The sequence below is a fragment of the Methylosinus sp. shoA genome, assembly GCF_059718125.1.
Genome location: NZ_AP046091.1, coordinates 1771156 through 1796661, shown reverse-complemented (window position 1 = coordinate 1796661; position 25506 = coordinate 1771156). Strand labels below are relative to the sequence as shown.

General features: G+C 60.6%; 20 protein-coding genes. 3 read left to right on the top strand and 17 right to left on the bottom strand.

Annotation, left to right across the window (positions count from 1 at the left end; all coding sequences use genetic code 11):
• Positions 1 to 25 precede the first annotated feature (25 nt).
• The 5 genes from AC6IW9_RS08075 to AC6IW9_RS08055 form a co-directional block, all read right to left on the bottom strand.
• A complete protein-coding gene (locus AC6IW9_RS08075) occupies positions 26 to 1390 on the bottom strand; it encodes a hypothetical protein (protein ID WP_497771160.1) in 1365 nt (454 codons plus the stop codon).
• A gap of 622 nt (positions 1391 to 2012) precedes the next feature.
• Complete coding sequence (locus AC6IW9_RS08070) at positions 2013 to 4295, bottom strand: GumC family protein (protein ID WP_497771157.1); 2283 nt, start codon at positions 4293 to 4295, stop codon at positions 2013 to 2015.
• A 42-nt stretch (positions 4296 to 4337) separates the two neighbouring features.
• The gene (locus AC6IW9_RS08065) at positions 4338 to 4943 is read right to left on the bottom strand and encodes a polysaccharide biosynthesis/export family protein (protein ID WP_497771154.1); all 606 of its coding nucleotides are present in this window, start codon (positions 4941 to 4943) and stop codon (positions 4338 to 4340) included.
• A 73-nt stretch (positions 4944 to 5016) separates the two neighbouring features.
• The gene (locus tag AC6IW9_RS08060) at positions 5017 to 5988 is read right to left on the bottom strand and encodes a tyrosine-protein phosphatase (RefSeq protein WP_497771151.1); all 972 of its coding nucleotides are present in this window, start codon (positions 5986 to 5988) and stop codon (positions 5017 to 5019) included.
• Positions 5989 to 6498: 510 nt separating this feature from the next.
• Positions 6499 to 6846, bottom strand: a complete 348-nt coding sequence (locus AC6IW9_RS08055) for a hypothetical protein (protein WP_497771148.1) — start codon at positions 6844 to 6846, stop codon at positions 6499 to 6501.
• Between the two features lie 129 nt (positions 6847 to 6975).
• On the opposite strand from AC6IW9_RS08055, the gene AC6IW9_RS08050 reads away from it, so the two are divergent.
• The gene (locus AC6IW9_RS08050; RefSeq protein ID WP_497771145.1) at positions 6976 to 7869 is read left to right on the top strand and encodes an O-antigen ligase family protein; all 894 of its coding nucleotides are present in this window, start codon (positions 6976 to 6978) and stop codon (positions 7867 to 7869) included.
• A 629-nt stretch (positions 7870 to 8498) separates the two neighbouring features.
• On the top strand, positions 8499 to 9359 hold the full coding sequence (locus AC6IW9_RS08045; RefSeq protein ID WP_497772471.1) for an FkbM family methyltransferase: 861 nt from the start codon (positions 8499 to 8501) through the stop codon (positions 9357 to 9359).
• Positions 9360 to 9369: 10 nt separating this feature from the next.
• On the opposite strand, the gene AC6IW9_RS08040 is transcribed toward AC6IW9_RS08045, so the two are convergent.
• From AC6IW9_RS08040 to AC6IW9_RS08000, 9 genes are all read right to left on the bottom strand, one after another.
• Positions 9370 to 10545 carry an acyltransferase family protein gene (locus tag AC6IW9_RS08040; RefSeq protein WP_497772470.1) on the bottom strand — a complete coding sequence of 392 codons (1176 nt, stop codon included), beginning with the start codon at positions 10543 to 10545 and terminating at the stop codon, positions 9370 to 9372.
• Complete coding sequence (locus tag AC6IW9_RS08035; RefSeq protein ID WP_497771143.1) at positions 10545 to 11615, bottom strand: NAD-dependent epimerase/dehydratase family protein; 1071 nt, start codon at positions 11613 to 11615, stop codon at positions 10545 to 10547. Before AC6IW9_RS08035 ends, AC6IW9_RS08040 begins: the two co-directional genes overlap by 1 nt.
• An 8-nt stretch (positions 11616 to 11623) precedes the next feature.
• On the bottom strand, positions 11624 to 12622 hold the full coding sequence (locus tag AC6IW9_RS08030; RefSeq protein ID WP_497771140.1) for a Gfo/Idh/MocA family protein: 999 nt from the start codon (positions 12620 to 12622) through the stop codon (positions 11624 to 11626).
• Positions 12622 to 14055 carry an MATE family efflux transporter gene (locus tag AC6IW9_RS08025; RefSeq protein WP_497771138.1) on the bottom strand — a complete coding sequence of 478 codons (1434 nt, stop codon included), beginning with the start codon at positions 14053 to 14055 and terminating at the stop codon, positions 12622 to 12624. Before AC6IW9_RS08025 ends, AC6IW9_RS08030 begins: the two co-directional genes overlap by 1 nt.
• A 314-nt stretch (positions 14056 to 14369) precedes the next feature.
• Positions 14370 to 15233: a class I SAM-dependent methyltransferase gene (locus AC6IW9_RS08020; protein ID WP_497771135.1), complete on the bottom strand. Its 864-nt coding sequence runs from the start codon at positions 15231 to 15233 to the stop codon at positions 14370 to 14372.
• A complete protein-coding gene (locus tag AC6IW9_RS08015) occupies positions 15220 to 16350 on the bottom strand; it encodes a glycosyltransferase family 4 protein (protein WP_497771132.1) in 1131 nt (376 codons plus the stop codon). The genes AC6IW9_RS08020 and AC6IW9_RS08015 overlap by 14 nt, the downstream gene beginning before the upstream one ends.
• Positions 16351 to 16430: 80 nt before the next feature.
• A complete protein-coding gene (asnB, locus tag AC6IW9_RS08010; protein ID WP_497772469.1) occupies positions 16431 to 18368 on the bottom strand; it encodes an asparagine synthase (glutamine-hydrolyzing) in 1938 nt (645 codons plus the stop codon).
• Positions 18369 to 18385: 17 nt separating this feature from the next.
• Complete coding sequence (locus AC6IW9_RS08005) at positions 18386 to 19816, bottom strand: hypothetical protein (RefSeq protein WP_497771129.1); 1431 nt, start codon at positions 19814 to 19816, stop codon at positions 18386 to 18388.
• 268 nt (positions 19817 to 20084) lie between these two features.
• Positions 20085 to 20816: a class I SAM-dependent methyltransferase gene (locus tag AC6IW9_RS08000; RefSeq protein WP_497771126.1), complete on the bottom strand. Its 732-nt coding sequence runs from the start codon at positions 20814 to 20816 to the stop codon at positions 20085 to 20087.
• 102 nt (positions 20817 to 20918) lie between these two features.
• On the opposite strand from AC6IW9_RS08000, the gene AC6IW9_RS07995 reads away from it, so the two are divergent.
• Positions 20919 to 21833, top strand: a complete 915-nt coding sequence (locus tag AC6IW9_RS07995) for an FkbM family methyltransferase (protein WP_497771124.1) — start codon at positions 20919 to 20921, stop codon at positions 21831 to 21833.
• Between the two features lie 23 nt (positions 21834 to 21856).
• Here AC6IW9_RS07995 and AC6IW9_RS07990 read toward each other — a convergent pair whose 3' ends face one another.
• The 3 genes from AC6IW9_RS07990 to AC6IW9_RS07980 all read right to left on the bottom strand — a co-directional run bounded on the left by AC6IW9_RS07990 (position 21857) and on the right by AC6IW9_RS07980 (position 25503).
• Entirely contained in the window at positions 21857 to 22918 is a 1062-nt protein-coding gene (locus AC6IW9_RS07990) for a CgeB family protein (protein ID WP_497771121.1), read from the bottom strand.
• Positions 22899 to 24239, bottom strand: coding sequence for a glycosyltransferase family 4 protein (locus tag AC6IW9_RS07985; protein ID WP_497771118.1), 1341 nt, complete (start codon positions 24237 to 24239; stop codon positions 22899 to 22901). Before AC6IW9_RS07985 ends, AC6IW9_RS07990 begins: the two co-directional genes overlap by 20 nt.
• Positions 24240 to 24303: 64 nt before the next feature.
• Positions 24304 to 25503 carry a glycosyltransferase family 4 protein gene (locus AC6IW9_RS07980; RefSeq protein WP_497771115.1) on the bottom strand — a complete coding sequence of 400 codons (1200 nt, stop codon included), beginning with the start codon at positions 25501 to 25503 and terminating at the stop codon, positions 24304 to 24306.
• Positions 25504 to 25506 lie beyond the last annotated feature (3 nt).

Sequence of the window (25506 nt, the reverse complement as noted above, 5' to 3'; positions counted from 1 at the left end):
AGCAAGATCATCCGCGCGCTCCGCTTCACCTCGACGAGCGAATGACGCTCGTTTCCGCCTCCACCGGCTCGATTTTCAGATCGGCGTACCATATTTTGCCGGAGACCATCCACTCGGATGGCGAGCGGGCGTCGAGGTCCAGCCGCACCTGCTGTAGAACGCAATCCTCGTCCGGCACCACGAAATCGAATTGAAACCGCCGCCAATCGGACATGCGGCCCATGGCCATTTCGCTCTCGCCGATTTCCACGTTCGCGCCCGCGCAGACAATGCGCCATCTCGGCCCCCGGCGACCGATGAGTTCGCCGCGCTGCAGCCCGGTCATTCGATAGGCGCCGGCCGAGAGCTTCACATATTCCGAGACCCCGTGCGGCGCCGCGCGGTCGCGATCATATTCGATCACCAGCGCCCGTCGATTTTCATCGCCCGGGCGCGGAACGATATCAATCGTCGCCCCGCTCCCATTGACGATCGTCCAATCGAAAAACAGGCCGGTCGGCGGAAATTCGAAATCGGCGTTGTACAGGTTTCCGGCCGCCTGCAATCGCTCGGGCGGCGCGAACCGCCGCCAAGCATGATAGGCGAAGTCATAGAACCGATGCCGAAACAGAAAAGCGAGATATGTGTGCAGGCTTCCCGCCGTGGGCGGCGACCGGGTCTTCTTGAAAGCCAGCATGAGACGCAACGGCGTTCGCGCGTCTGAGACATGGTCGCAGACATAGGCCAGAAAAGCCTCCCGCCAGGGAGGCGCGCTCGCCATCAACCGACCGACATCGACGAATGCCTCCTCGTCCTCCGCCATGCGCGCGAGCGATGGCGTGACGAATTCGACGAGATTCGGACGCGTTCGCAAGAGAATGTCCGCAATTTGGGCCGCGTCGGCGTGACGGCGCTTTTCGAAACGATCCTGCAAGAGCCAAAAGATCGCTCGACTCTCGTTCAGCGAACGGCGGACCGCCGCCTCCATGAATTTCTCGGCCGAATCGTCCGACGCCAATTGACCGAGGATGCGCATGGCGCGCGCGTCGAGCGGAGCTTGCCGCAATGCGTCTTCCGCCAAGGCTCTGACCGCGTCGCGTTCGGCGGCGGACAAGGATTGGATCGCGCTTTCGGGCCGCTCGACGATCGTTTGCGCGCCCGCCCGCGCGGGGACCCATGACGCGAAATCCGCATTGAGCTTTCGATCCGCCAGCTCGAGCAGCGCGAGGGGATCGGTGGGCGCCAGGGACAAAGCCGTCTCCGGCGCGACAACCGCCAAATGCGCAACGAAACTGGTCGCGACGATTTGCCAGAGCAGAACCATACCGCTGGCTCCGAACGCCAGAACGCGCAAGGCGCGCTTCCAGGAGCCAGCGTCGATCCGATCTCGCCATCTCACGAGGTCGTTCATGACCGCCCCCCCGCTGCGCGTCGCGCCGCGCCCGAACACCGACAATATCGTGCACGATAGGCCGCCCGGTCGTTCGCCGACCGGCTCTCGGAGTGATCGCTGGCGCAGTTGCGAACGTTTGGCGTGGCCATGACGCGCGTCGCCGCCATTCGCTCCATGCGATGATCCCAACGACGACCTCCTGCTGTCGATCTCGATCAAGCTTTGATCATAAATAGGCCGGCGCCGAGGCGTCTTGAGATTTTCCCACGCCTGTATCACTCGGCATGCCGGCATCGAATGATCCCGATCTCGTTCGAGGTCCGGATGAAAGCTTTTCAACAGCAGCGCCATGTTACGCCTCAGCTCGACGGCTTGCGCATGAAGGTCGACGCCGAGTATGCGGTAATTGTCGGACTCGGGGCCGAACCGCACTGCTCGACGAAAAACATCGCCGCTTCACGGACAACATATCTTGGTCTTCCGCTCACCTCCGCCGCTTCGATTTCCGCCGCCTCCTCGCGAGCGACGATACGAAGCAGCAGGACGACGCCTCCCGGCAAGGGACGCGACCGCGCCGGACGTACGCGCGAGGGCGCATGCAATAGATCGATCGCCAATGGCAAAGCCGAGGGATCTGTCGTCATGCGCTCATTCGTTCGCCCGCGACTTCAGCAGGCCGATCAGTCTCCAAGGCCAACCGACCATATACTTCGTCCGCGCCATATCCGTATCCGTACCCAAATCCGCCAGATTTCGTATCTTGCCGCGTCAGCACCGCTCCGATGATGTTGGCGCGCGCAAATCTCAAGCGCTTCAACGAATCTCTCAACTGCGCCTTGCGCGTCCCGCCGGAGCGAATGACGAAAATCGTCGCGGCGGCGACATTGGAGAGCAGCTGCGCATCCGCGAGCCCCAAGACCGGGGAACTGTCGATGACGATGAAGTCGAAGACTTCAGCGCCGACCGAAAGCAGCGTCATGAAGCGTGAGCTCGCCAATAGATCGGCAGGGTTGGGAGGGATCGGCCCGGACGACATGAACACGAGATTGTTGGTCGTCGTATTCTGCATCGCCGTCGGGGGCGAACAGCCGCCCGTCAGGTAATTGCTCAGCCCCGGGCCATTCTCGAGACCGAGCCGCGTATGCAGCGAGGGATGACGAAGATCCGCGTCGATGATCAGAACCCTCAGCCCCAATGTAGCGAAATGGCGAGCTATGGCGAGGGCCGTTACGGACTTGCCTTCCGACTGGCCCGAGCTGGTGACCAACAGGCTTTTTGGCAGCCCGCTCTCCGTTGCGAAATGCAGCGACGTGCACAATGAACGATAGGCTTCGCAGACCCCAGACCGAAGCTCGGCGAGCTCCTGCTCGATCGTCCTATCGCCGTCGATCTGCGGGATCAAGCCCAGCGTCGCGAGCCCCGTCACTCGCTCGAGCTCCTCGGCCGAGCTGACCGTATCGTCGAACCGCTCGAAAACGAAGACGACGCCGGCGGCCACGATGGCGCCCAAGAACAGGGAGATGAAAAGATTGCGCGTCATTTGCGGCGACGATGGGGATTTCGGCAGTTCGGCTCTTTCGACGACGAAAATATTGTTCGCGCCGGCGCCGCTCGCCACGTCGACTTCCTTATAGCGTTGCAACACATTCTCATACAGCGATCGATTCGTATCCACCTCTCGCTTCAGAATATTGTATTGGATACTGCGCTTTTGCAAATCGAGCACTTCGGCGCGCAGAGTCTCGATCCGAGCCTTCATTTCATTTTCTTGGCTCAGCGACGCCAGATAGGCCCCCTTGAGCGCATCCTTGATCGTCTTGACCTCCGAGTTGATTTGATGATCGACTTCCTTCAGCTTGTTGCTGATCTGAATCATCCCCGGATAGCTCGGCTTGAAGGTCTCCAGTTTCTCCTGATACTCGGTGACGAGCTCATTGCGCTTGTCTCGCAGGCCTTCTATAACTTTGTTGGTCAGAAATTGCGGAAGGTTGATCGCTCGAGCATTCTCGATCTGCTTGAACAATTGTTCATTCTTGATGCGCTCGGCCACGAGGCTGCCGAGCACGGCATTGCCTTCCGACAAATTGTTTTCGGCAATCGACGCCTTCTCATTGGTCGTAATGATCTGTTCCTTCTGTCCGAAGTCGACGAGCGTTTTCTCGGAATCCTTCAGCCGTATTTGCAATTGCTTGATTTGATCCTCGAGAAACGACTTGGCGAATGCGCTGACTTGAAAACGCTTGTCGACATTGAAATCGATGAAGGCTTGCGCGAGACCGGCGGCGATCTTCTGCGCTCGCGCGGGGCTCGGATCGGTATAAGTTATGTCCACGAGACGGGACCCGCTCACCGGCTTGATCGAGCGATTGGCCAAGACAATGCCGATCGCTGCCCGCTCCAATGCCGCCTTGTCGGCGGCGCTGTCGGAACGAGACTTGAATGTCAGCAAGCTCTTGAGATAGCCGAGGACGCTGAATTCCGTCGGATTGAGAAAGTCGGCGTCTTCCCCGAGCCTGAGCGCCGACACGACGCGTTCGGCGATCGACGTTCCGTGCAGAAGCTCGTATTGCGTTCGAAGGAACTCGAAATCCGAACCTTCCAAAGGCGTGATATTGCCGCTCTCCACGACCTTGGCGACATTTCGGTCGATCTGAAGCCTGGTCGCCGCCGTGAAGCGCGGCGTCATCATCAGCGTCAGAAGCAGGCCCAAGACGGCGAAGACGGCCGTGATCGCCAGGACTCGCCATTTGTGCTTGCGCAGAATGCGCCAATATTCGTAGGTCCCCGCGGTGAAATCCTCCGACGCCGAAACAGCATGTCCTGCATATCCGCCAGGGAAATCCACCTCGCTGTACGACGGTGCGGCCGTCGTCTTGGGAACGAGCGTTCCCGCGTCTTCAAAGTTCGCGGCTTTGTCCTGCATGTCAACGTGACCCCGAATAAGTTCGACAAAAATCCGTGCGGCCTACCATATGGTCGGACGAAACGCCGCGATCGCGGGCGTAACTTTCAAGAATGACGAGAAAACCACTTTTGCGGCGGAGGTCGGCACGACAATGATGTCCCCGTCCTGAATCGCCGGATCCGAAGCCCGTCCTTCGCGAATGGCGTCGAGATCGAATTCCGAGGCGACACGCTGGCCGTCGCCCGTTCGAAACACCATGACCGTGCCCGACGCCGTATCCCGCTCCACCCCTTCGGCGACGGCGACAAACTGGAGAAGAGAATTCTTGCCTCGGATCGGATAGACGCCGGGCCTCCTGACCGCGCCCTCGACTGTGACGCGCTGGCTGTTGAACTCTTTTACGTAGACCGAAACCTGAGGGGATTTGAGATAAGTGGCGCCGAGCCGCGCGGTCAGATCGCGCTCGAGTTGCTGCGCCGTCTTGCCCGCCGCCGGCACCTCGCCGACGAGCGGCAGATTGATCGTCCCGGAGTCCGCCACCTGAACGCTACGGGTCAGTTCTGGAACCTTGAAGACGACAATTTCCAAAACGTCCTGGGCGCCGACCTTGTAAGCCGTATTGCCTGGCGTCGACGCCGCGACGAACTCCCCGACCGACTGCGCCAATTTCTTGGTTTCGTCAGACGGAGGGTCGCTTGCCGCGCCATCCGCAAAAGACGCGCTCGCGCCTCGCGCTCCATCATCGAAAGATTGCTCGCACCCGGCCAATGAAATCGAGCCGGCCACCAGCAACGCCGTCATGATCATGGTCGACAAAATTCGCATGTGCGCCACCGTTTGGTTTCCTCGAACGCCTAATTCTTTCGTCGCGGCTCATCTCCACGGAGGCCCGGACCGGCGGCGCCGGCAGCTTGGACGGAGGTTGGTTCTCCAAAATTCCCCGAGGCCGCGTAACGACCAAGTGAATCGCCTCTTGTTCGCCGACACGCTTCGCCGCGGCGTCCCGCCCTTCCGCGAGATTCGGGCGCCGCCGCCCGACGCTATGCGCATCCGAAGCAAGAATGTGAACGCGCCCTTCATCGAGCATTCGCTCAGCCCAGTAGCGAGGCACGCGCCCGAACGCCCCCGTGAGCGATCCCGCGGTGACCTGCATCAACACCCCGCCGTGAAACAATTGCTCGATCTCCGCGTATTGCGTTTCGATCCACGACAATCTCTCCGGATGGGTCAGGATGGGCGCGTAGCCGGCGACGCTGACGCTGAAGAAGAACTCGATGAGCCTGAGCGGAGCGACGTGATGCGGAGGCTCGAGCAACACATAGCGCGTGTCGGCCAACGACGGGATTCGACCGGAACGAAGCCCTTCGGCCATATCGGGAGCCAAGCGGACGTCCGCTCCCGCGACGAGCCGCAAGGGAATGCCCTCTTCGTCGAGACGTTGCTGAAGTTCTCGGGTCGCGGCACGAATCTGCGGCCCCGTATTGTGATAGAGACCCGGAAGGATATGCGGCGTACAGGCCTGAACCTCGACTCCATCGGCGACGGCCATGCGCGCCATCTCGAGCGCGGTCCGGAGGTCGGTCGCGCCATCATCGACGCCGGGAAGAATATGAGAATGAAGATCGATCATGAGCCAAATCTGCGGAATGATTTGTCGACAAAATAAACGACGACGCAATTTCGAACTTTGATTCGCTTTCGACGCGAACACACGCCGCTCTCAAATGCACGGCGCTTCGCGAACGTCTCTATGTCCAATCGGACCATATCATTCAAAATAGCTCGCATCGCGCGCCGAGCGGCCCTTTTTTTCAAACGTTCCACACCAGAAAGTCCATACGTGATATTACGAGGCGCGTGCATCTCGGCGGCTTTTCAAAGGCATTGCGAGCGTGAGCACACGCCCTGCCACCTTCGCTCCGGCTAGGGGCGTTTACTGTGCTCCGACGTAGCGCTAGTCTCTCCCCATTGACGCCTCGCTAGATACATTTGGTCCATGCGAATCAATTTCCTATTCGTCACCACTGCGTTCATCGCCGTCGCGAGCCTCTTGCTCGGCGGCGGCACGAGAGCGGGCTTTTTGTCCGACGCCGTTCTTCAACTTCTCGCCCTGCCGCTCTTCCTGATGGCTCTGTGGCGTTGGCTCGAAATTCCCTCCGATCGACGACCGCGCTGGGTCTTGCCGCTTTGCGTCTCGATCGCATTGCTCTTCTCGATGCAGCTACTGCCACTCCCACCCGCCATCTGGACGGCGCTTCCGCAGAGAAAGCCCATTATCGAAGCCTTCCAATTGATCGATCGTCCACTGCCGTGGAAGCCGATCAGCGTTGCTCCCTTCATGACGCGATCGAGCCTGCTGTCGCTCATCCCACCCCTGGCTATCTTCTTTGCGATATCGAACCTCGATCGACGCGAGCGTCGACGATTGATCTTGCTGCTTCTGCCTGTCGGCGTCGTCAGCGTCATGATCGGCCTCGCCCAGGTCGCTCAAGGCCCCGACAGCTCGCTCCGCTTCTTCAGCGTCACCAATCCCACCGAAGCTGTCGGCTTCTTCGCCAACCGAAACCATTTCGCGGCTTTTCTCTATTGCTCGATCGTTCTCGCCGCCGCATGGATCTCGGATTCGGCCATGGCGAGCGCGAATTTGGATTCGAGAATCGGACTCGACGCGACGTCGTTCATCGCCATTCTCATCGGCATGACGACGATCGTCATTCTCCTCGCCGGGCAGGCAATGGCGAGGTCTCGCGCGGGGATCGCTCTCACCCTCGTCGCATTGATAGGCTCTTTCACCTTCGCCTATTCAGACAAGCGCCACAATCGATCGAGCGTCTCCTCATACAAATTGCTACTCGGGGCGATCGCGTTCGCCATCGTGCTCTCGCTGCAATTCACCTTGTCCCGCATCCTCGGACGCTTCGACGCCGATTTGCTGGAGGACGCTCGATGGACGATCGCTCGTCGCACGATCGAAGCCGCCAGAGCCTATTTTCCGTTCGGCGCCGGCATCGGCACATTCGTTCCAGTCTACACGGCCTTCGAACGTCCCGAGGACACTCTGCGCGATGCCTACGTCAATCGTGCGCACAATGATTTTCTGGAACTCTGGTTGGAGAGCGGGATTTTCGGGATTGGGCTGATTATCGCCTTTGCCGCGTGGTGGGTGTCGAGAACGTTGCAGCTATGGTGTCGCTCCGCCGATTCATCGGCCGATGTCGAGCAGCCTTACGCGCGCGCCGCTTCATTGATCATAGCGCTTCTGCTGGCGCATTCGTTTGTCGACTATCCGCTCCGGACAGCCGCGATGATGACGTTTTTCGCCTTAGCCTGCGCCTTGATGACCGACCCGCCGACACCGATCCCGGCCGCGCCGCGCGACGACGCGCGCCCATCCGACGCCCATGAAGCAATGCATCGGGAGAGACAGGCGTCATCGTCATACGTGGAACGCAGCCCGGCGCCAGTTGCTCCGCCGAGCGTCGTTCAGACGCCCGCGTCATCATTCAAGCCGCCGACTCCGTGGCCAGAGCCGCCATCGCAAGGCGGAGGTCTGCAGGAAATCGAATGGCCCGAGCAATGGCGGGGAAAATAGCCGAGCAAATGGAAGAAGACGAAGCGCTTTCAACCCTCGCCTCGCGCGCGTCTCGAGACATCACGACGACGGCGCACCGCTCTCTCTATTCGAACGCTCACGGCGCGCCGCACTCGCGAGATTTGCCGAGTTTGCGCGATGAATCTGATCGATATCGGCCACTTGAACTCCTGTCGACAAAGTTTCGCCGATGCGAACGGATGACTCGCCGTTCGACCGACGTTCCAACGAAAAAATCTCTTGCGTTGCAGCGGCGGCGCGACGATTATTATCATGGTTTGCCGCTCGCGCTCAAAGCCTCGACGGCGCCCGCTTTTATAGTGCGGAAATCATGCAGACAGATTTCATTGTTCGCATCAAGGCGCATGGGTCGTGGTTAGCACCCGGCCATATCGTGCACGTATCGCGCTCGAGCGTTTATTGCGTCAAGCATTCGGCGCCTATTGCCCGCTCCTGCGCAAGCGCATCAGACATGCGCGGCGCTCGGAGCTCGTGTCGAGCCGCCTTGCTTCCAGGTTATCTCTTCGTGCGGCTCGACCCCGACCTACAGCGTGGCTCGCCTGCCCAGGGCGGCCGTCCTCTTCCGGCGCGGACACGATTAAAGAAGGTATACATCCTTGCGCAAACCGATGCACCAAACCATCGCCGTCTCTCCCTCGGTCAGACGATTCACTTGGCGTCTGGGGCGCCGTCTGTACTGCGCCGCGCGCGGCGAGCCGAGAGAAAATGATATCGCGAGCAATGGCGAGGCGTATGTACAGACGTGCGTCGCCAGAGCCGTTCCGCTCGCCTCGACGCTTCGCGCCCTCGACATCGGCGCCAATCAAGGCGAGTGGACGTTGTCGCTACTCCGGGCGATCGCGCTCGAGCGCGGCGCCGACGGCGACTTCAAGATCGACCTCTTCGAGCCGACGCCGACGACCGCCGAGCTTTTGGTCCACGCCCTTTCGGAGGCCGGTGTCGAGCCTGTCACCGAGATCCACCAACTCGCCATGTCCGACCGCGCCGGCAAGGTGAGACTCGCTTTGATGAGCGCGACCGGCGGCTCCAATTCACTTCATTTCGATCATGCTGCTGGCGCTCCGCCCGGCGGCTGGATCGACGTGGAGACAGACACGCTCTCCAATTTTTGCCGGCGGCAGGCGATCGGCCATATTCACCTCGCCAAATGCGACGCCGAGGGACACGATCTGGCTGTTTTGCGCGGTGCGCGCGAACTCTTGTCCGAGCGCCGCATCGACGTGTTCCAGTTCGAATACAACCATCGCTGGGTGTTCTCGCGCTCTTTCTTGAAGGACGTGTTTGAACTGATCGAGGGAATGCCTTATCGCCTCGCCCGCATCATGCCTGCCCACATCGAGGCGTTCGATGGCTGGCATCCCGAACTCGAGCGCTATTTCGAGGCAAACTATCTGATCGTGCGCGACGACGTCTTGGATTGGTTCGGCATGCACGAAGGGCGGTTCGACGGTTCCAATACTTATTCTTGAACCAAACGGCTCAAGTCGTCCGCTCTTGCGTCGCCCGTTCAGTGAACGGCTTGGAAAAGCCTTTTTGTCTCCCGATTTCATTCGCCAGCCGGGCACCGAAATTTCGCGCCGGCATTTCGAGATATTTATAGATGGGCGCTGAAACCGCGATCAACAGGCCGAGGAACAGAATCGTGACGATATCGCCTAAGAAGAGATGCAACTGCGAAACGTTGGCGCCCTGGAGAAAACCAAGCTTCAAAAACGGTGCGAATTTCGTGACGACGGAACTCGTCAACATGAGAATAGTCACATGCATCATATAGATCGAATAAGAGAGCTCGCCGATTCGCCTCAGGGTTTTCGTCGTCAAGGCGTTCTTGACGTGTGAGCCTCTGTCGGCCGTCGCGACGAAGCAAAGGAGCGCGAACGACATCAGTTGCAGCAACGAGCGAAGAACAGGACCCGCCTCACTCTGCTCGAACGAGATATAGATGATTGCGATCGATAGCAAATAGAGACCGCTCGCTATCATTCCGCCTGTCATGTAGGCGTATCTCTTGCGCAAGCAGCAGAGACCGACGCCGATCGAAAACCCGACGAGACAGCGCGGGAAGCCGTATTCCAGCGCTGTCATCAGTCCATTGTCGCCGTTCGCCCAGAGCAGACCCGTGAGCGCGAGAAAGCCGATAGCGAGCATCCAGCGCATGGGCGTGGACGTGAGGACGGTTATGGCCGCGAACACCAGATAGGTGATAAATTCGGCGCTGATGCTCCAACTCGGAGTATTTACGAATGGGTGCGAAAACCCCAGGGCGTGAACCAAAAACAACGAGGCCAGAAAGTCATATGCCGAGCCGTTGATGCCGGCGTAGATCTCCCTTTCACGAATGAGATTCATGCCCACGACGATCGACAATGTCGTGGCCATGGAGAAAAGGTGTAGGGGATAAAGGCGAAAAAGGCGCTTTATCAAGAATTTCTGTAGCGACACCTGATTGTTCAGTTTTTCTAGATAGCTATGAGAAATGACAAATCCACTCAATACAAAAAACAGATCGACAAACGCCCACCCGTTCACGACCAGGGGTGAAAGCTTGAAGTGGCTTATCCACGGAACGTGAAAAAGCACAACGAGAATTGCGCTCATTCCACGAAGGCTATCGAGGCTCGAAAACCTTTCGGTAGACGCTCTTCCCCCGTGCATCAGGCAGCGTCCATGGGCCATCGCGGCCCTAGCTCGGTGGTAGGTTGAAACGCTTCGAGGTCGATGATCTCGCTGGTCGTTCTCAGACCCGATAGCACCCTGGGCTCGAGCGCCGGCCATAGCGTAGCGGCATTCGGGTCGGGAGGCGCCGGCGAAAGCGCGGCGATCTCCCTGCGGGTGCGGTCGGCATGAAACCTCGCCTTCGCGTAGTCGTTCACCGCCAAAGGCGCAAGAGCCAGAGCTCGATCGAAAACGTGACGCAATTTCGGATCGGTCACGATGTTCGCCAGAAAGCGGCGCGCCCATCCGATCATAGCAGCTCGGCCGCCGATTTCCGGTGTCGCCATGGCCTCGATGCGTATCTCCACGCCAATTTGGCGCGCTTCGTGCTCATAAACCTGACGCCAGGACCATTGCGGGCAGTCGAGAAGATCGTAGACACCGGGCGGACCTGCGCGGCCTTCTCCGATCGCGAGCAGAGCCTCGGCGATGGTCGCCGTATGAGTCACATTGGAGCCGCGCTCGGGATCCGGCACGCGCACGACGCCAGATTTCACCTCCTCCCTCAGCAATTGCGTGATCGTCTGGAATGGGCCCGCGACATGACCGAGCCGGAGCACATAGCCTTCGCGCCCATGTCTGCGCGCCGCTTCGCGGAAGACACGCTCATTGTCGAGCTTGAGATTCGCATAGGCGCCGCGAATGGGAACAAACCTTCTGGGCCGATCGACTTCGTAGACCGCCACCGTCGAGAAGAAGACGATCTTCGCCGTTTTCGGGGCGCCTGCGAATGTCTGTTCGATGACCGCCGCATTATCCTTCAGCGCGGCGGCGGGCGTGCCGAGCGCTAGCGCGAAATTGGCGACGACATCGGCCCCCGCGAGCAATTTCCGCGCCTCCTCCGGCTCCGAGATCGAACCATGGAGAACGGGCAGGCCGGCATATCGCAAGAACGCCGATCCGTGCCGTGTCCGGCTGATCGGGCGCACGTCGACGCCCGCGGCCTTCGCCAGAATGAGCGAGACTTCCGAAGCGACTTGGCCATTTCCGCCGACAACGACGATTTTCATGGGCTTGCTCATTTGTTCAGTAACTCGTCCATGAGTTCGGCGCCGAGCAGCGTAGCCTTCGCCGAATGCGAAGGCTCCTGCCTCGTGCGCATCGCTGAAAACAGTTCGTCCCATTGCAGGTAACAGGCTTGTGGAACCGTCACAGCTCCAGCCGTCCCCTTCGTTTGCAACTCGGCCAGCCGAACTCCTTCGCTGTCGACCAGCGTCAATCGATCGCTCGGTCCGATCGGGGCGCGCAAGCGCGCGCGCTCGAAGCGAAATTCCATGACGTTGCTCTGCGAATCCAGCCAGCTGACGGTCCAGTGGACGACGATATCGTAGCCACTCGCCCCTGTTGCGCTCTTCAGCCTGATGCTCGCATTGGCGCGGCGATCCGTATCACCGTCCCATTCGATCTGTCGGTCGGCGATCTCATAGCCTTGCGCGCCGGTCATCCAGATGAGGAGATCGAGGCTGTGGCATCCGAGATTTTTGGTGATGCCGCCGCCATCGGCCACGGAAGCGTCCACATAGCCACCGAACCCGCCTGTCCTCGTCGATCGCGCTCCTTCACTGACGCGGACCTCGAGCAGCGGACCGAAAAGGCCGGTGGAAATCGCCTGACGCATGAAAACATTGGCCGCGTAACGCCGTCGCTGGAACCCGACCGCCAAACGCCAAGGCTCGAAAGCTTCGGCGAGCGCGCGATGCTCGCTCGCCAGCGTCGCCAAAGGCTTCTCGGCCAGGAACGCGGTCGGCGTCGCCTGCAGCGCATCGAAATACATTGCGCGCGGAGGCAACGGCAAGGCCAGAAGCACAATATCGCAGGGCGGCGCATCGGCCAGACTGGCCGGCGCCCGCGTCGCGGGAAGGCCATTGGCCGCGGCCAAGCCTCGCGCTCTTCCCACATGCGCGTCGAGAATCCAGGCGATCTCGCACTCCGGCATGCTTCTCAACACCGGTATGTGAATATTCGCGGCGATGGAGCCCGCGCCGACGACACCGACCGAGAGTGACGAATCCGACATCACGAACCTCGCCGCAGAGTGAAAACCATTTTCAACAAATCTTCACGCGCGATGTCCTGCCATTTTTGCACAATGGTCGCCAGGATCGCCTTGCGCGACTGTCTATCGACGCCGAGCCACGGAAACAGCATGCCGCATATCAGGCCGGCGATTGCCGATGCGACGATGAATTGCGCCGTCGAACCTCTACCTATGATCATGGCCAAAGACCACATGACGACAGCCGCCGCGGCCATCGAAATGGCGGATACGAAGAGAGCTTGGAGTTCGAGCTTCACGTCCACGCTCGGCACGAGTCGACGCATCGCGACGATCGATAGCGGCATGAATCCGAGGATCTCTCCGGCCGAAAGCGCCGCCGCCATGCGCAGACCCACGTCGGAAATCGGCAGCCCCCAGAAAAGGGCGAGACTGACGATCAGTTGCGCGCATCGTCCCGCGGCGGGAAGCCGTGTCGAATTCGCCGCCGCCAACACATTGTGGTTGAGCGCCGAGCCGGCCCCGAGCACCATCGGCAACATCAAGACGAGAACGTATCCGGCGTTGTAGGAGCCGCCGTTCCCCGTCCACAATGTGAACAAGTCCGACCCCGCCGCCAGGATAAAACCGCCGGCGAGACCGCTCAATGCCGCCAGGCTTCGCGCCGATCGGCCCCACATCGTCCGCGCCCCCTCGAGATCGCCGCAGACGTATCGTCGCGCGCATTCCATTCCCATGACCACGCCGAAGGTTTGCAGGAGGGACCGAGGCAGGTTGACGAGAGTGCGCGTCAAGACGAAAGCGGCGACAACGCCCGCCTCCGCCGTCATCTGGGTGAGAAGGATCACCGAGGCGTTGGTCAAAAGCTGGATCGGAATGGTCTGCATCAGAAAACCGAAGGAAACGGTCGACGCCGCCCAAAACTCGTCGAGCGTCGGCGGCGCGGCCGCGAAATGATGTGGTTCGAAACGCTTCAACGAATCGTACCAAATATAGCCGACCTGCATGGCGATCGAAATGAAAAAGGCGGCCAAGGCGACATAGAGTGGAGGTCCGCCGGCGAGCGCCACAGCCACGCAAATGAACACTCTCGCGATTTCCCCCACGGCCGACAGCGTCAGCTGATGCGCATATTGTCGGTTGGCCCGATACAGCGCCAACGGACCGTTGGTCATTATTCGCAATGCGGGAACGGCGCACAATAGAGCAAGGCTCAATTCGCTTTCCGTGAATCCCGTGGCGCTCTCGCCTCTCATGACGAAGACGGAAAGCGCGGCGTATAGAAAGCCGAGCATCGCCGTCAGAAAGGAAATGAAATTGCAGATTTTGTAGAGCCTGACCGCGGCGTCGACGTTTCGCCGTTCTATTTCGATCGCGATGCGGTTGGCGAAATAGAGGCTGAAGCCCAGGTCGAATATGCTGACGAGCGCAGCCGCGGCGGACAGGACGCCCATTGTTCGAAAAGGGAAGTCTCCCAATAGCGATAGAGGATGGAAGTCAGCAGCACGCGATCGCCGAGAGAGGCGGCCATGAAAAAAATATTTCCGGCTTGTTCCGCCATCAATCGGGGCAAATGAGCCATAATTCTTCCTTGCAGGCTGGCGATGGGATTGTGGAGGCTTCGGCGAGACGGGAGGCGCCTTACAACCGCGAGCGCGACTCTCGGCAGCGGCGCGGATAGGCCGGGCGCGCGACCTCACGCATCCTCGCGACGACGCCTGCTGGAGCGCATTCACGTTTCACGGAAATATGAATGCGCTCCGGCTTTTCACTTCGTCGCGGTCATGAACAGCAGCGAACCGCGTTGATTGGCCAGTCGGCTCTGCGCCTTGATCGACATCAATCGCAAGAGCGGCAATCTGATGCGGCGAGGGAGTGGGATTGCATCGGCGTCCTGCCCGAAAGTCTCGGCTGTGACCGAGGAGAAGAAGAGGCGGAGAATGTCCCCGAGCACGTCCTCCGAATAGTACCGCGCCATGAAACCGTCCGAGCGCTTCCACAAGCACTCGTCGAGCGATCGCCCACGCCAGAAGCCGAGAAGGTAGTCGCGCACGATCGTGACATAAGCGCTCATGCCGGCAATATTATAGACCATGAACCCGACCTGCCCGCCGGGCCGTAGAATTCTATGGATTTCCTTCAGGATCACCGCCGTTTGGGCGGAGTGATGAATAACGCCCCACGACCAGACGAAATCGAATGAGGCGTCCGGAAACTCCAGCACGCGAGAATCCATCTGCAATACCTTGGCGGGCAGTTTGCGCAATGTCAGCCGACGCCTCGTCGCCTCGATGCTCGTATCAGAAATATCGATCGAGGTGAGATTTGCGCCGGCCCGCGCGATCAATTCGGAATGCAGCCCCATGCCGCATCCGATCTCGAGGACGTCTCGACTCTGTAGTCGCTCGAAAGGGATGATCTTGTCGAACGGAGTCTTGTCGTGCGCGAAGAGACGCGCGCCGTGAATGAAGCGGCGATCGATCTCGTCGAACCACGCCTCGCTGAAACGCTCCAGCTGGACCTTGTCGGTCCAGTCATAGGACATTGTCTGGTCGGTCCACCACTGCCGATTTCCGAATTGGATCTTCTCGAGTTCGGATTCGGCAGTCCGTCGTTTTTCATCGGCTTGCATCCAACGCTCCCTCTCGATGTCTCAACTCGACGCCATCGGCCGCCGACGACGGAAACTTCTGCCAGCATTGCAGGAACCGCCTCTCGAAACACCCGAAGCGGAAATGCTGTCGCCAGCGTTCGAACCCGGCCCGCCCCAAGGCGAAAGCGCGATCCCGGTCGCGCAGGAGATAAATCAGCCTTTCGGAAAGTTCGTCCTTGCGGCGGAGATCCACATTGAATCCGGTCTCGCCATCGACATTGACCTCCTGTCCTCCATCATGCGTCGATGCGATGACGGGCAAGCCGTAACGCATGGCCTCGACATAAACGATGCCGAAACCTTCCTGCCTGCTGGGCATGGCGAAGACATGCGCTCTTTCGTAGAGCGCCGGCAATCGATGCTCGGGCACAAAGCCGAGAACGTCGATGTTGGCGGCTGCGGATGATTTGCGCACGCGTTCGCGCATGCGGTCGAGTCCCGTGCCGCCTCCAGCGAGGATCAGCCTGGCGTCAGGGACCGCGGCGACGACCTTGGGCCAGCAGTCGACCAGCTCATTGTGTCCTTTGAGGCCCTCGGTGGCGGTGAGCCGTCCGACGATGAGCACCGACGGCGGCCCCGAAAGATCGGCCATCGCCGCCGGAGGGGCGTCCTGCTCCGTCGCCAACCAGCACACGCGCGCATTGGGGAGATGACCATGGCATGCCTCATGGCGCTCGAGCGTGAATTTCGAGGTCGTGAAAACAAGATCGGCGTCGGCAAAAGAGCGTGCGCTCGTCGGCGTCAGCCGCTCCCATCCTTCGACCCCGCACATCCAGACAGCGTATGGGCGTCGCAAACCCGGGAGGCGTGGGCGCGCGCGCGCGACGCCGGGTGTGTCATAGAGGAAGCGAGCGTGCCGCAAAGCGGCTTGATGGCAGTACGCCACGAAGCGCAATTTGCTGCCATGAGCGATCGAGGCGGTCGCCGCGCCGATCACCACGGGTTCGACATCGAGATAGGAGGCCATCGAAAGGCTGTGGCCCGCCTCCATCAGCGCTCTGGCCGACATGCGCGCGACGCGCGAAATGCCTCCATTGCCTGCGGTGAGCGTCGCGGCGCCGAGGAACACGCGAGGGACAGTTCGATCAAAGGTCATGCTCGATTTCCAAATCTGTCGGGCTCTTGGCGACGCGCCGCGAGGCCGATGCGTGAATCGCAATTCATGAAACAAATCGATTACAATGCGTCGTGACATTGCAGCTCTTGCCGGTGGATGGAAAGATCGCTGAATCTTCGCAGCCACAGCTCGACCATGACGATCGCGAGGATGAGATAGGCGCCATCGCGCCGGCCGCACAACGTGTCGTCGAATAGCTTCCTTACCCCCTGCAAATCGAACAAGCCACGTTCGCGGAAAGACGCCGACGCGAAGACGTCCTCGATCATCGGGCGCATGGGGCCGACGACCCAATGGCGCACCGGCGCGCCGAAGCCGGTCTTCTTCCGATCGAGAATCGTGTCGGGAAGCCGACCGCGCAATGCCTCTTTCAGGAGCCATTTGGCTCGACCTCGACACACCTTGAGACTGGGCGACATGCGGCCGGCAAAGGCGACGAGCCGCTCGTCGAGGAAGGGCACACGGATTTCGACGCCCGCCGACATCGACGCCTTGTCGGTGTAGTTGAGGTTGTGATCGGGTAGAAAGCCCGCCCGCTCCATGAGAAGCATACGGTCGAGCAAATGCGCGCCTTCCGAGCGTGCGAGCGCCCTCTCGAGTTCATTTTGTCCCGCCGTCGGTCGGCTGCGCCGCAGCTCGGCGGAGAGACAGCCTTCGACGTCGGCGAGCGGCGTAAACTCGAATGCGCGGATTAGAAATTCCTCGTCGGAGCCGTCGAGCATATAGCCGATCTTCGTGAGTTGACGCCGGAGCGACCCTCTCGATAGGAGCGCCGTCTTAGTGGCGAGCTTTCCCGCCCAGGGCCCGAACGAACCCGCTTGTGCTCGCAAGGCCGCCGCGCTATGGCGACGATAGCCAGAAAATATGTCGTCGCCGCCGGCCCCGCTCATCATGACCTTGATGCCATCCGCCCTCGCCGCCTTCGATATCGCCTCGACATAGAGGGGCGCCGGATCGGCCTGTGGCTCTTCCAACTGGTAGACGAGCCGCTCGAGATCCGCCCCCTCCATCGGCTGGACGACAATCGCCTCCAGTGGAACGCCGACAGTGGCCGCAAAGCGGCGGGCAAATGTGAGGTCGTCGCCGAAACCTTCCTCCTCCAGGCCGAGGCCATCGAAGCCGACACAATAGGTTTTGGCGGGGCGATGCCCAGTGGCCACCATGCTGGCGACGATCGCGCTGGAGTCGACGCCCCCGGAAAGAAACGCGCCGATCGGCACGTCGCTCAGACATTGATCGGCGACCACCTCATCGAACACGGTGAGAAGCTCGGCTTTCGCATTCCTCGAGGTCGGTCGTTCACTCCGCCAGCGATCCCGTGCTTCGAGCGACTGCCCACGCCACGCATGAAATTGCGGCTCCGCTCCGTCCTCCACCAGAATATAATGCCCCGGCAAGAGCTTCTTGACGCCTTCGAACATCGTTCGCGCTCCGGGGCTCCACAAGTGCACCAGGTAGTCGCGAAGCGCCGCCTTGTCGATCGAACGGTCAATCCCAGCGATCGGGAGAAGCGCCTTGATCTCCGAGGCGAAGGCAAACCCGCGGCCAGTCGCCGCATAGTAGAACGGTTTGACGCCGAGGGCGTCTCTGGCGGCGAACAGCCGGCGCTTCTCTCTGTCCCAGATCGCGAAGGCGAATATGCCGTTGAGGCGATCGAGCATCTCGGGGCCGTACAGATCATACATCGGTCCGAGAACGGCGGTGTCGGACCGCTCGTTGAACGTATAGCCCTTTTCTTTCAACTCCGCGGCCAATGCGCGGAAATTGTAAATCTCCCCATTGAACACGACGCGATAGCGGCCGGCGCAACTCGCCATAGGTTGGGCCGCGGCGGCTGTGCAATCGATGATCGCCAGGCGGCGGTGCGCCAAGCCGATTTGATCGGCCTCGTTCCACCAAACCCCGTGGCCGTCGGGACCACGGTGGCGGACGCCAGCCCCCATGGCTTCGAGATTTGCGGGCGGCCAAGATCCCAAGAAGCCGGCAATTCCACACATTGGGTCCGCTCCGTGGTTCACGCCGACCGAGACGGTCGGAATATGCAATTGGCCAATCGAATGAGCAGGGCGAGCACCACATAGACGGCAACGGCGATCACCGCCGCTCCCGCTATATCGGCGACGAAGTACCCGTCGACGCGAAGTCCCATCTTCATACCGAGGAGGACGACGGGAAAAAACAACCAGCTCTCGTCGCGCAGCACACGCAGAGCAAAGGCGCTCATCGCGCTCAAAATGGCGCCGAGGGGAATCATCAATATTCCGACGCCGAGCCAACCGAAATTCCAATAGGCTTCCGCGAATAGACCGGGACTGGAAGCCGACTGGTCATTGCCTGTCGCCGCCGAATTGAAGTCGACGCCTATTTGGGTGATGATCGGTTTGTTCGGCCACAAGAACCGCGGAATAAGCACGGCGGGCAAAGTCGCCAATGAGTGACTCGTCATGCCGGTATCGCGGAGGTGGACCGCATAGGCCGCGGCATTGACATAAGAGATGCGCACCCACGCCCAGTCGATCTGCTCGCCCTCGGCCACGCTAGCGCCGCCTTCGAAATAAGAAGCGATGATCGACGCGCGCTCACCGAGGCTGGCCGGTGCGGAGATAGCCCCCCTGGTCCGGACGAGTTCCGCCCGTCCATAGCTCGTGATCGGAGTCACGAGCACATAGGTCAGGACAATGGTCGTCACGGCGATGACCAGACGGGGCTTCGTCACGCTCCGTCGCAGCATCCCGAGAAAGAACATGATCAGAGCGAACATGACCTCCGACTTCGCGAAAGTCAGAACGCCTACCATCATATCGATCAGGAGCGGCGCCATGATTAGCGGCACCCAGCGCTGAGAATACTCGAAGGCCCAGGCGGACAGAAAAAAGATGCCTATCAGAACGAGACCAGAAAGCGTCCCGACCGATCCTTCGAGCGTATCTTGCGTCAAGTTGAACTGATGAGGCAGGATCACGAAATATTTGACGATGGCGCCGAAGGCCAAGAACGCAATTCCGATCAATAGCAGATTGCCTTGCGCCGCTCCATTGCCGCGGTCCGACGCCATAGCGCCGACTCGATTACCGACGATGAATGATGGAACAAGGACATAGGCTGTTGCGAGCGTGACGAGCGTGCTCGCGACCGTGAGGACATTCACTTTGGCGAGATCGTCACTGTCGAAAATGAAAAACGCCTCCATATAGGCCCGCGTCTCGGCATTTGCGAACACCGGCACGAGGCAGCCCAATCCAAAATACACCGCCGTCGCGAGGCGGAACCAGAACAGCGCTGTCCAAATTGCATTCGGGTTCATACGCACCATGCGCGTGAGGCCAAAGGCGAGTAATCCCATCAATCCTAGAGGCCCCACGATATTGGTCGCGGCATGGATATCCCGTCCCAGCACTTGTTCCGAAAGCAGATAACCGACCAGAAGCAGAGCGAGACCGACCACTTCCCAACCCGATGGACGCAAGCAGTCGGAGTACGACGGTCGCGAGGCCAGCGCGACTCTCGCGTCGACGGCGCGCGACGCCGGTCTCGGATAGACTTTGGTCTCTTTGCGAACGCGCGAATCAATCGACCTGCCTTCCCCCAACCGGCGCGGAGCTACCGATTGTTCACTTTCGACTCGCTCCCAAATGGAAGACCATACGCAAGCTGCGTCGAGCTCCGCCGAGGGCTCGCCGCTCGAGGACGCAGTTTGATCGTGTTCCAATTCGTCACCTCTTGCGCAACACCAACACGACCACCGCATCCCAGGGGATATTCTGGGAATAGATCGCGTTGAGACAAAGAGAGATCACGTCGCGCGCCGCATAGCGCAGGCGCCTTGCCAGGGCTTTGGCCGCCCCTCCTCCGGCAATGCGAAAGGAGGGCGCGTAACGCACGGCCTCGAGTCGCGTCGCTCGCGTCAGCTGCTCGACGACATCGCGTGACAATGCCGTTACATGCGTCGAGTCGCCGTTCTGGGCCGTGAGCCCGAACGGGCTCTGCGCATTGGGAAAGCGCATGATGAGCTGCCCGCCCGGCTTCAACATCGTCTCCGCGGCCGCGAGCCGCACCATCACCGCGTCCAACGTGAAATGCTCGAAGACATCGAAGGCGACGATGGTGTCGAAGCGACCCGCATGACTGTCCGCTACCGTCTCCAGATCGGCCTCCAGCAATTCGACGCCGAAGGCGCGAGCGGCCGAGAGCAGAACCGGATTGATCTCGGTTCCGGCAATTCGCGCGCCCTGGTCGCGCGCCCAGGCGACGAAGCTGCCCGATCCAAAGCCGATTTCCAGCACATCGGCGTCGGCGATTTTCGCGCCGCTCGTTTCACCCGCGAAATAGCTCGCTTCCTCCGCCGTGCATATGAACGGCTCCGTCCAACCTTTCCAGTTTTCATAGCCCTCATAGAGTTTTCTCGACGGTTCCAAGGCAACCGTCTCCTGGACAGCCTTCGTCATGATGCGCCTGCTCCTTCGAGAATGCATGGCGTAAGTAACCTCACTTGACAATCGAGCTCGGTCGGTGAACGTGCGGTGCGTTATCCGACGTGGAGCATTTAAATGAGCCTTACGACGACTCTGAACGACCTATTGCGCATTTCACGAAATCATCCCGTCACGCGCGGCAATCCGGTCGGTTCGTTGCGCAGGTTCGCGACCTGGCAACTCGCGTCTCGGCTGCATCGGGGCAAGCTTGTCGCGCCTTTCGTCCATCCCACGCGACTCGTCGTCGCCAGAGGGCAGACGGGATTGACAGGAAACATATATTTTGGTCTCGCGGACATGCATGAGATGGCGTTCCTGCTCCATTACCTGCGCGCTCACGATATGTTTGTCGATGTAGGCGCCAACATGGGCAGCTACACTGTGCTCGCCGCTGGCGTATGCGGCGCGCGGTGCATTGCTTTCGAGCCGGTCGAAGCAATGATCGTCGAACTGAAGGACCAGCTTCGTCTCAACGACATTGTCGACCGCGTCGACATTCGCGCCATCGCGCTGGGCGCACAGCCCGGCACTGTGCGGTTCCTCGACGCGTTGGACAACGACACCGTCGGTCGGGTCGCGGCGGATGGCGAGACGGGGAAGGCCAGCCGGGACGTTCCACAATCGACGCTCGACATCGAGCTCGCCGGCATTGCGCCCGCTTTGATCAAGATGGACGTGGAAGGCTATGAATACGCGGTTCTAGAAGGCGCTGCCCAGGTCCTGGCCAATCCGTCTCTCGACGCCATCATCATGGAGGTGAACGATGGCGTCACGACCTATGGCGTCGATCGCGGCGCCTTCGAGGCCCTCCTCCGTGACGCGGGCTTCGAACCCTACGCTTATGACGCGACGCGACGCACGCTCACGAGCGTCGATTTCGCCTATACGAATGGCGTCTCCGATAACGTCCTCATGATCCGCAACATTGAGGCGGCGCGTCAGCGCGTTGCGACGGCGCCGTCCTTTTCGGTGTTCGGCGTCTCGTTCTGACGCCATCGGGTCGAAGGCCGCGGTCATTGCCGGCCTTCGATCACCTCGGCGACGACCTCTGCTCTCGCATCGTAGGAATAAGCCGGCACGCATCGAGCATAGGCCCGCTCGATCATCTCCTTCCTCATAGCGGGTCGCGCGAGATAATAGACGAGCTTATCGCAGAGCTGCTCCGCGGTCGAAAATACGTCGATTTCTTCGCCCGGTTCGAATAGCTCCCGCACCTCGTCATTGTCGATGTGCAGCATGAAGCCCTTGCAGGCCGGAATCTCGAAGGTTCGAGTCGAGACGAGGTCTTGCCAGTCGCCGCGTCCGGAGGGGCCTGTGTGAAAGGCGAGATTGACGCGCGCCTGTTGCAAGAACCGACTGTAGAAATCACCGAGCAGGACATGCCCTCGCACACTCGCCTCCAGCACTGTGTTCTTCGTATGCTCTCTCCAGCCACTGCCGATGATCATCAGCTCGACTTCCGGCAAGGCGCGCACGATCGCTTCTAGCCAACGCGCTTTCCAAGGAGAGTAGCTGCCGACATGGGCGCAATCGGCCACAAAGTCCGTCTCCTCGACCCGCTCGACGCGTGGGCGATGCACGAGTGACGAATAGCCGTGATGAAGAAAGCGGGCTCGGCTCGGTCCGAGCCTCTCCCTCAGAAAGGGCAGCTGAAATGACTTGGTGGTGAAAAAGCGATCGTATAGGTCGAGCGTCCGCTGTTCCAATCCGGGGTAGTCGAAGTGAAAATCGGGATAGTAGTTGATCGTCATGACCCCGCGGCGCCGAATTTCGTCGAGCGTTTCAGTAGAAAGATAGAGGCCTTTCACAGTCAGGAACGCCTTCGGCCTCAGCGTTTCGACCGCGTCGAGGACCGCTGCATTGTAAGAGGCGGCGCTGACAGGCTGGACTGCTCGCGACAGCAGCCGTAGGCTGAACGAGCGCGCCCCAAGGAAATGATTCCGTGTGTCGACGGGAAAGACGTCCCAGCCGATCTTGCGCAATCCATGCGCGATTCCATCTGTGGTGTTGCCGAACCAGAACTCGGACGCCAACACGATGCGTCGGCTATCGTCATCAAAGATAGCTGCCGCCATCTCGGACACCCTCCCAAACGTTCGGGGCATGGTTCCCCGGCCTTCTTCGAAGACAGAATTTGATTGCGTCCAGCGTACCGGAGACGCTGGCGCGGCCGTCGTGTTCTGTCGAGATTTCGCTGGACGCCGCCGCCAGTCGCGCCAGAGTCTCCGGATCGCCGGCCAGCCGCGCGAGCAGCCCGCTCAACGCCGCCACATCGCCGCACGCATGAATGAGCGCATTTTTCCCCGGTCGCGCAACGCTGCTCGATCCGATCGCGCCAACTTTCTCGCTCAAGACGAGAGGCAAGCCGAGGATGGCGGCTTCGAGCACGATCACCCCGAAGGTCTCGATCTCCGCTGGATGCGCCAGCACATCGGCGGCGCAGTAATAAGCAGGCAGCCTGTCGATGTTGACGAAGCCCAGAAAGCGCGCCGGCAATTCATGACGCGTCGCCGCCGCTTCGAGTTCGGCGCGAAGTTCGCCGTCTCCGGCAAAAAGCAACTGCACACGCTTGCGCGTCGGCGGCAGTTCCTGGAGCCGCCGTAGAGCCTCGAGGAGATCGCCGGGGCGCTTGCGGGCCATCAACTTGCCGACGAACAGCACCGCTAAATCGTCCTCGCTCAATCCCAGCTCGGCGCGCATCGCCGCGCGCGCGTCGGTTCGTCGTTCGCGATAGGCCCAGAAGCTCTCATCCACCATGGTGGGAACGCGGAACCGCCGCGCGCTCGGCACTCCGAATGTCTCGAAATATTTCGCATTCGCATCCCCGATGCAGAGAAACGCGTCGAACTGACGAAAAACGAAGGGGAGGACAGCGCTTTTCAGCCGCCGCATCATCGTTCCGGTGCCGGCATGCAGCGAGCTGTCGGAGATCATCAAGACCGGCACGCCCTCCCGCCGACACCAGACGAGCGCCTTGAGCATCGTCATTTGCGCATAGCCGTGCAACAGCACCACGTCCGGCCGGAACCGCTCGATAGCCGCGCCCACGTCTGGATTGTCGATCTCGCGCGGTCCCGTGGTTCTGATGTGCTCGGCGCCTTTCAAAAACTCATGCTCATAGCCGCCGAGGAGATCCATCTTCCATTCGATTTCCACACCCATGCCTGCGTCGAGCATCTTGTCGAGGCCGATGCGCGACGCAAAAAAGGCGCGCACATGAAGATCGCCTTGTCTCGCCAGCGCGCGATAGTAAGGCGCGTAATACTGGATCGGATGAGAGGCCACCACCGCGAGACGGGTTTGCTTCGCCATTCCTTGATTTCCTATTCTCTGGGAGAGACGTCGGCGGTCAGCCGGCGAACTATCGATCGAATGCGAAGCCGAGGATGCGCCCATTGTCGTCGCGCGACGTCGAGTCGTCACTCAGTCGAGCATAATGGAGACGCCGTTCCAGCCCTGCTCAACGGGTCGTCGCCGCGGCCAATAGATTCGTGAGCATCTCTCGATTCGAGGTCACGGCGTCGTTGTCCTCGATGGTCCGCTCGGCGAGACGTCGCGCGGCGAGTCTGCGTCGTCCGCGCTCCTCCTCGCTCATTGCGGCCATCGCTTCTATGGCCTCGGCGAACCGGCTCAGCTCGTCGAGCGGCAGGCTCCAGCCGGCGCCTTCGCCTTCGAGGTCCTTGAACGGCGTGCGGTCACTGATCAGCGCGGGTAGGCCGGCGGTAAGAGCATCCATGATCGCGTGGCCAAAATTCTCGCCACGCGTCGGCAGGAAGAAAAGATCGTAACCGGCGAGCGTTTCAGGGACGGCGGCGTTAGGGATCTCCCCCTTGTGCGCAACGATCACATTGGCCGGCAGCTTAGCGATGATCCTTCGGCATTCATCCCAATGATCGGGTTCCGCGATCGGACCGAAAATGTCGAACACCACTGGCGATTTCACCAAGCGCAACACTCGAAGAGCGATATCGAGGTTCTTGACGCGCGCGATACGGCCGAGGAAGACGATTCGCAGCGGCAGAAGCGGCGCTCCCGCCGCGCGCGGCGCGAACGCCGCTCCGAGGTCGCGCACATTGGGCGCGACGAGCACGCCGCGCGCAAAGGGATAGACTTGCCGGATATCCTCCGCCTCGCGCGGACCGGATGCTTGCAGCCAGACATCGCTGTGGAGGCCGAGTCCTCGCGCGAGCGCGAGATAGGCTCGCTTGCGGCCTGACTTGAGAGACAAAGCGCCGCTGGCGAATTCGCCTCGCGCGGATATGATCGTGGGCTTTCGCGGCGCACGGCCGAAATGGCGCAACAGTAGCGCCGGGATCGTGAACTCATGGTCAAAAAAGCCGTTCATCATCAGCAGGTCGTATGGCGTCGTGCGCAGGATATCGCCTAGTCCCTCCGCCCCGAGGCGAGCGACAGGACAATATCGAGCCTTCACGAGCCCCAGATCGACCCAACGCCCGCTCGGAGCAATGGCGCGGCGGGAACCGACGGGGCGGTCGCGCGCCAAGACATGGAACGCGAACTCATTGGCGAGCGCGCGACATAGAGCCACGAAACTCTGATTGGGGCCTGTCGCGTCGTTTCCCGGCCAATAGGCCCCGAGCAGCACCAGAACGACGGGCCTGCCGCTCGAGCTCGGCGCGGCGCGATGCGTGAGGATCACGAC